Source organism: Streptomyces sp. LS1784, assembly GCF_020103755.1.
In the GTDB taxonomy this organism is placed as follows: Bacteria; Actinomycetota; Actinomycetes; order Streptomycetales; family Streptomycetaceae; genus Kitasatospora.
The window spans coordinates 1-5,762 of sequence record NZ_JAHSQD010000530.1 but is presented as its reverse complement, the minus strand read 5'-3'; the positions used below and the strand labels follow the sequence as shown (position 1 = coordinate 5,762).

Genomic DNA, 5,762 nt, shown 5'->3' with positions numbered 1-5,762 from the left:
GGGGCGGCCACCAGCAGGGCGAGCCCGCCGGGGGCCTCCACCGCCTCGGCCGCGCCGGACCAGGTGGACGGCGAGTGCATCGCCGTCCTGCCGTGCGGGGCCGACGCCGACCCGTCAGGCCTGGCCGAAGCGGCCCGGTAAACCGTCAACTCCTCTTGTTCCCAAGGGAATTCATTGTGCTGATGGCCAGGCAGGGCGAGCACCGGCACCGAGGGCGGGCCGGGCCGACAGGCCAGGACCGGCGGCCTCCCGGACGGCGGCAGCCGGCAGGCACGGCGCGGCCACCCGACCCGGCACAGGCCCTCGGCGCGAACAGCGGCGACCCGCAATGTGGCACCCCGTCATTCCGACCCCGCCGCGCAGACAAGGCCGGCAGCACTCCAAATGAGTGAGCAGGATTCGGCGCCACCTGAACGACCCAGTCCACGCCGTCAACTCCCCAAACTGTCAGGCGATTTGAGAAGCATTTACAACCAGCCGAATCGATTCTGAGGGCAGTTCGATGACGCACTTGACCACCCGTTCGGCCCTAGGCGTCAACCATTTGGCACGGATTGATATGACAGTCATTTAGCCAGTAGGTACGTTCATTCATGTCGGCACCAAGCCGATCCAGTCCAGAAACAGGAGAAGGTCCATGAACAAGATGACCACCGCCATTGTCCTCGCGGCGTCGGCGGCCGTCGCCGTGACCGGTATCACCTACGCGTCGGCCACTCCCGAGCCCGTGGCGAAGGCGGCCCCGGTCGTTCAGAAGGCGGCCCCGGTGGCCGCTCCGGCGGCGGTTGCTCCGGCAGCCGCTGCCCCGGCGGCCGCTCCCGCCCTGGCGCCGCTCGACGGCGGCTCGAAGGGCAACGAGGGCAAGGGCAACGAGGGCAGGGGCGAGGAGCGCCGGGAGCACCGGGAGCACCGGGAGCACAAGCGCCACCACCGGGGCGTGATCCACGTCAACGAGCGCTCGTACTCCGCCGACGACTTCGGCTGCATCACCGTGGTCAGCGGCCTGGGTGCCAAGACGCTGAACATCCGCAACGACAGCCACCGGACCGTCGAGGTCTTCAGCGGCGCGGTCTGCGACAACGGCGCCCCCATCGCCACCGTCGGGCCCCGCAGCTCCAGCGACGGCGTGCGCCCGAAGCACCTCCACCACCACGACGGCATCGAGGTCAAGGACGGGGTCGTCGGCAGCTTCCGAGTCGTGCACCACTACGGCGAAGGCCGCGGCGAGGGCTACGGCGAGGGCGAGGGCTACGGCGAGGGCGGGAAGCGCTGATCCAACGGCATAACGACATAACGGCATAACGTGGAGCCCCGGCCCGCCGTAATCGGGCCGGGGCACCGACATGTGCAGTGTCCCACAAGTTTACGAACCCAACCTGTGAGTGACGTCCGCCGAGGCGGCCCAGCAGCGGCCACTCGGCGGTCCGGCGTGATGCGCAGCGGGTCGCCGAACGAATGGGGGGCTCCATATTGCCGGGAGCCGGCAGTGAAGCTCAATTCACGCTCAAGTGCTGAGCCTACTCGCGAGTCAGGTAACACGCACGGGAGTGGGAGGCCCCCTACCAGCACGGATATCCGGCAAAGAACGTAAACATTCAGTAATGAAATCTGTGCAGACCTCTATGAATAGACCTACTGTGTGGCAACTCTCCGCGCTCCGCCCACCTCGGAGCCCCCACCCACAGAGAGATCGTTCATGGCTTCCCTCAACCAGGTCTCCTCCCCGCCCGGCCAGAGCGCCGGCCCCGACGGGACCCCCCAACGGTCGCTGCGCCGCCACGTCGGCCTCGTCGGCCTCATGTGGGCCTCGGTCGGCTCGATCATCGGCTCCGGCTGGCTGTTCGGCGCGAAGGAGGGCGTGATGGCGGCCGGCCCGGCCGCCGTACTGTCCTGGGGCATCGGCACGGTCGCGATCGTGCTGCTCGCGCTCGTGCACGCCGAACTCGGCAGCATGTTCCCGGTCTCGGGCGGTACCGCGCGCTACCCGCACTACGCCTTCGGCGGCCTCGCGGGGATGTCCTTCGGCTGGTTCTCCTGGCTCCAGGCGGCCACCGTCGCGCCGATCGAGGTCGAAGCGATGATCGGCTACGCCCGGCACTGGCCCTGGGCCGGCGGCCTGCTCAACGACAACAACACCCTCACCGCCAGCGGTTTCGCCGTCGCCACCGTCCTCATGGCGGTGTTCGTCGCGGTGAACTTCCTCGGTGTGCGCGTCCTCGCCCGCACCAACAACATCGCCACCTGGCTGAAGATCGCCGTCCCGCTGCTCACCATCTTCGTGCTGGCCGTGACCAACTTCCACGGCTCCAACTTCACCTCGCACGGCTTCGCGCCGTTCGGCGCCAAGGGCGTGCTCGCGGCGATCAGCACCAGCGGCATCATCTTCGCCCTGCTCGGCTTCGAGCAGGCCATCCAGCTCGCCGGCGAGAGCCGCAACCCCAAGCGCGACATCCCCCGCGCCGTGCTCGGTTCGGTCGCCATCGGCAGCCTGATCTACACGCTGCTCCAGGTCGTCTTCATCGGCGCGCTGCCCCTGAGCGCCTTCGCCAACGGCTGGGACAAGCTCGACTTCCCCGGCATCGACGGCCCCTTCGCGGGCCTCGCCACCGTGGTCGGCCTCGGCTGGCTGGCCTGGGTGCTCTACATGGACGCCGTGATCTCCCCCGGCGGCAGCGGCCTGATCTACACCACCTCGACCTCGCGCATCTCCTACGGCCTGAGCCGCAACGGCTACGCCCCGCGGAGGTTCGAGGAGCTGGACAAGAACGGCGTGCCGTGGTTCGGCCTGGTCATCGCCTTCGTCACCGGCGTGATCTGCTTCCTGCCCTTCCCGAGCTGGCAGGAGCTGGTCGGCTTCATCACCTCCGCCAGCGTGCTGATGTACGCCGGCGCCCCGCTGGCCTTCGGCGCGATGCGCCGCCGGCTGCCCGAACGTGAGCGCCCCTACCGGCTGCCGGCCGGTGAGCTGATCTCCCCGGCCGCGTTCGTGGTCTCCAGCCTGATCATCTACTGGTCCGGCTGGCACACCCTCTCCCGCCTGGGCATCGCGATCGTGCTCGGCTACGTCCTCCTCGGCAGCTACGCCGCGTACGCGATCAAGAAGGGCCTGCCGAACGCGCCCCGACTGAGCTGGAAGTCCGCCCAGTGGCTGCCGCCCTACCTGGTGGGCCTCGGCCTGATCTCCTGGCAGGGCAGTTTCGGGGACGGCACCGGCAACATCCCGATGTGGGCCGACATGGCCCTGGTGGCGGTGTTCTCGCTGGTCATCTACTTCTGGGCGATCCGGGTTGCGCTGCCGGCCGAGGCGATCGAGCACGAGGTCTCCGACGTCGAGGTGGTCGACGAGGGCGGCCACTGAGCACCGACGACCGACAGGAAGGGCCCGCCGGCCGTGCGACCGGCGGGCCCTTCCGCATGTGTCAGAGGCTGAGCACCGTCCGCAGCGCCGTGGTGAGCTCGGCCTCCGCGTCCTGCGCCGGGCCGGGCGAACGCCAGGCGACGAAGCCGTCCGGGCGGACCAGCACGGCGCCCTGCGGGCCGATGCCGTGCAGGGCGGCGAAGTCCGCCCCGGGCTCCGGGGCCAGGTCGTCCTCGGCGCCGTCGCCGATCCGGTAGCCGTCCAGCGGGACCGCCAGCCGGTCGGCCGCGCGCCGGGCGCCCGCCTGCCACGCGCCGCCCTCGGGGCCGGTGAGCAGCACCATCGCCTGCTCGTACAGGTCCAGGGTGGAGAGCCTGACCCCCGCCCGCAGCAGCCACTGGTGCGGGGCCCGGCTGCCCGGCTCGCCCGCCACCTCGAACTGCTCGGGGACCACCGGCCCGCTCTGGTCCGCGCCGATCACCGCGCCCACCGGGTACCGGTAGCCGAGCGCCACCGCCAGCACCCCGGCCTGCCGGCCGACGCCCGGCACCACCGAGTAGCCCGGGTGGCTGTGCTCGGCGGAGCGGGCCGAGGCCCGCTCGCCGGTCACCAGTGCCACCGGGCGGCGCTCCTGCCCGTACGTCTCCAGCAGCCGCGGCCCGGCCCAGCCGCACAGGACGGCGGCCATCTTCCAGGCCAGGTTGTGGGCGTCCTGGATGCCGGTGTTGGAACCGAACGCCCCGGTCGGCGACATCTCGTGGGCGGAGTCCCCGGCGAGGAAGACCCGCCCGGTGCCGTACCGCTCCGCCACCCGCTCGGCGGCGTGCCAGGGCGCCCGGCCGGTCACCTCGACGTCCAGCTCCGGCAGGCCGACCGCGGTGCGGATGTGCCGCACGCAGCGCTCGTCGGTGAAGGCCTCCAGCGGCTCACCGTGCTCGGGGTGCCAGGGCGCGTGGAAGACCCACTCCTCCTGGTTGTCCACCGGCAGCAGCGCGCCGTCCGCCTCCGGGTTGGTCAGGTAGCAGGCGATGAAGTGCCGGTCGCCGACCACCTCGGCCAGCCGCTTGGCCCGGAAGGTGATGCTGACGTTGTGGAACAGCTCACCCTTGCCGGTCTGGCCGATGCCCAGCCGCTCCCGGACCGGGCTGCGCGGGCCGTCCGCGGCGATCAGGAACTCCGAGCGCACCACCCGCTCCTCCCCGCTCTCCCGGCTGCGCAGCACCGACGTGACGCCGGTCTCGTCCTGCTCGAAGGAGACCAGCTCGGTGCTGAACCGCAGGCCGCCGCCGAGCTCCCGGGCCGCCCGCAGGAGCACCGGCTCCAGGTCGTTCTGGCTGCACAGGCACCAGGAACTGGGGCTGAACCGGGCCAGCCTGCCGCCCGGGTCGATCTCCCGGAACAGCCACTCCTGCTCGGCGCCGGTCAGCGAGGGCGCCTGGAGGATGCCGTGATTGGGGGCCAGGATCGAGGCCGCCTCGCGGATCGCCGGTTCGATCCCGGCCACCCGGTACAGCTCCATGGTGCGGACGTTGTTGCCGCGCCCCCGCGGGTGATGCGAGGTGTCGGCGTGCTTCTCGACCAGCAGGTGTCTGACCCCGAGCCGACCGAGGAAGAGTGAGGCCGACAGCCCGACCAGCGAGCCACCCACGATCAGGACCGGCACCCGGTCGTCAACCTTCGGATTCATCAATTGCTCCGCCCTGTCAGGGGATTCCGCGGCCCGGCGACTGGGCTCGGCGCCGCCCTCGACGGGGCCCGCTCAGCCGGGCCCCCGCTCTTCCATCCCCCGCCCGCCCCCGCCCGAGGGGGCCCGTGCCGTCCCTTCGCCCGGATGGCCCGCAAATCTCGCGCCGCGCCCGGTGCGCCGCCCAAGATCGACCTCAGGCCTGGCGCCGACTCGCCCGGCCGAACCGCCGTCGCACCGCCCTCCCAGGCCGGGGAGCACCCGCCGGGCACGGCCGACACGGCCTGCAGCGTGCGGCCCAGAGCAGAAAGTGGATCATGACAACTCTGTCCGAACCCCAGCCGAAGCAACAGGACGAGGTCGACACCCGGCTGCGGGTGGTGCTGATGCTGGAGATCCAGGACGGCGCCCAACAGCGCTTCCTCGACGTGTACGAGCAGCTGCGCCACCAGGTGGCCTCGGTCCCCGGCCACGTCAGGGACCAGCTGTGCCAGTCGATCAACGACCCGCGCCAGTGGCTGATCACCAGCGAGTGGGAGGACCAGGAGACCTTCCTGAAGTGGGTGGACAGCCCGGCCCACCGGGAGATGGTCAAGCCGATGCACGGCTGCGTCAGCGACAGCTTCCGCTCGCTCCGCTACGCCGTGCTGCGCGAGACCTCGGCGGCCGGCTCGACCGGCACCCGGGCCCCGATGGCGGTGCCGCCCGGCCTGCCGCGCA

4 protein-coding genes are annotated in these 5,762 nt (G+C 71.1%); 3 read left to right on the top strand and 1 reads right to left on the bottom strand.

From position 1 onward, the window contains the following. Positions 1 to 637: 637 nt before the first annotated feature. Positions 638 to 1,273: a hypothetical protein gene (locus KS423_RS36800; protein ID WP_224284092.1), complete on the top strand. Its 636-nt coding sequence runs from the start codon at positions 638 to 640 to the stop codon at positions 1,271 to 1,273. A gap of 423 nt (positions 1,274 to 1,696) precedes the next feature. Next, on the top strand, positions 1,697 to 3,358 hold the full coding sequence (locus tag KS423_RS36795; RefSeq protein ID WP_374120093.1) for an APC family permease: 1,662 nt from the start codon (positions 1,697 to 1,699) through the stop codon (positions 3,356 to 3,358). 61 nt (positions 3,359 to 3,419) lie between these two features. On the opposite strand, the gene KS423_RS36790 is transcribed toward KS423_RS36795, so the two are convergent. Continuing rightward, complete coding sequence (locus KS423_RS36790) at positions 3,420 to 5,045, bottom strand: FAD-dependent monooxygenase (protein ID WP_224284091.1); 1,626 nt, start codon at positions 5,043 to 5,045, stop codon at positions 3,420 to 3,422. 314 nt (positions 5,046 to 5,359) lie between these two features. Here KS423_RS36790 and KS423_RS36785 point away from each other — a divergent pair. Then, positions 5,360 to 5,762, top strand: a 403-nt coding sequence (locus KS423_RS36785; protein WP_224284090.1) for an antibiotic biosynthesis monooxygenase, incomplete at its 3' end; no start/stop codon positions are given.

Coding starts and splice junctions, on each gene's coding strand:
- KS423_RS36800 (WP_224284092.1), top strand. CDS start 638: ATGAACAAGATGACCACCGCCATTGTCCTCGCGGCGTCGGCGGCCGTC.
- KS423_RS36795 (WP_374120093.1), top strand. CDS start 1,697: ATGGCTTCCCTCAACCAGGTCTCCTCCCCGCCCGGCCAGAGCGCCGGC.
- KS423_RS36790 (WP_224284091.1), bottom strand. CDS start 5,045: ATGAATCCGAAGGTTGACGACCGGGTGCCGGTCCTGATCGTGGGTGGC.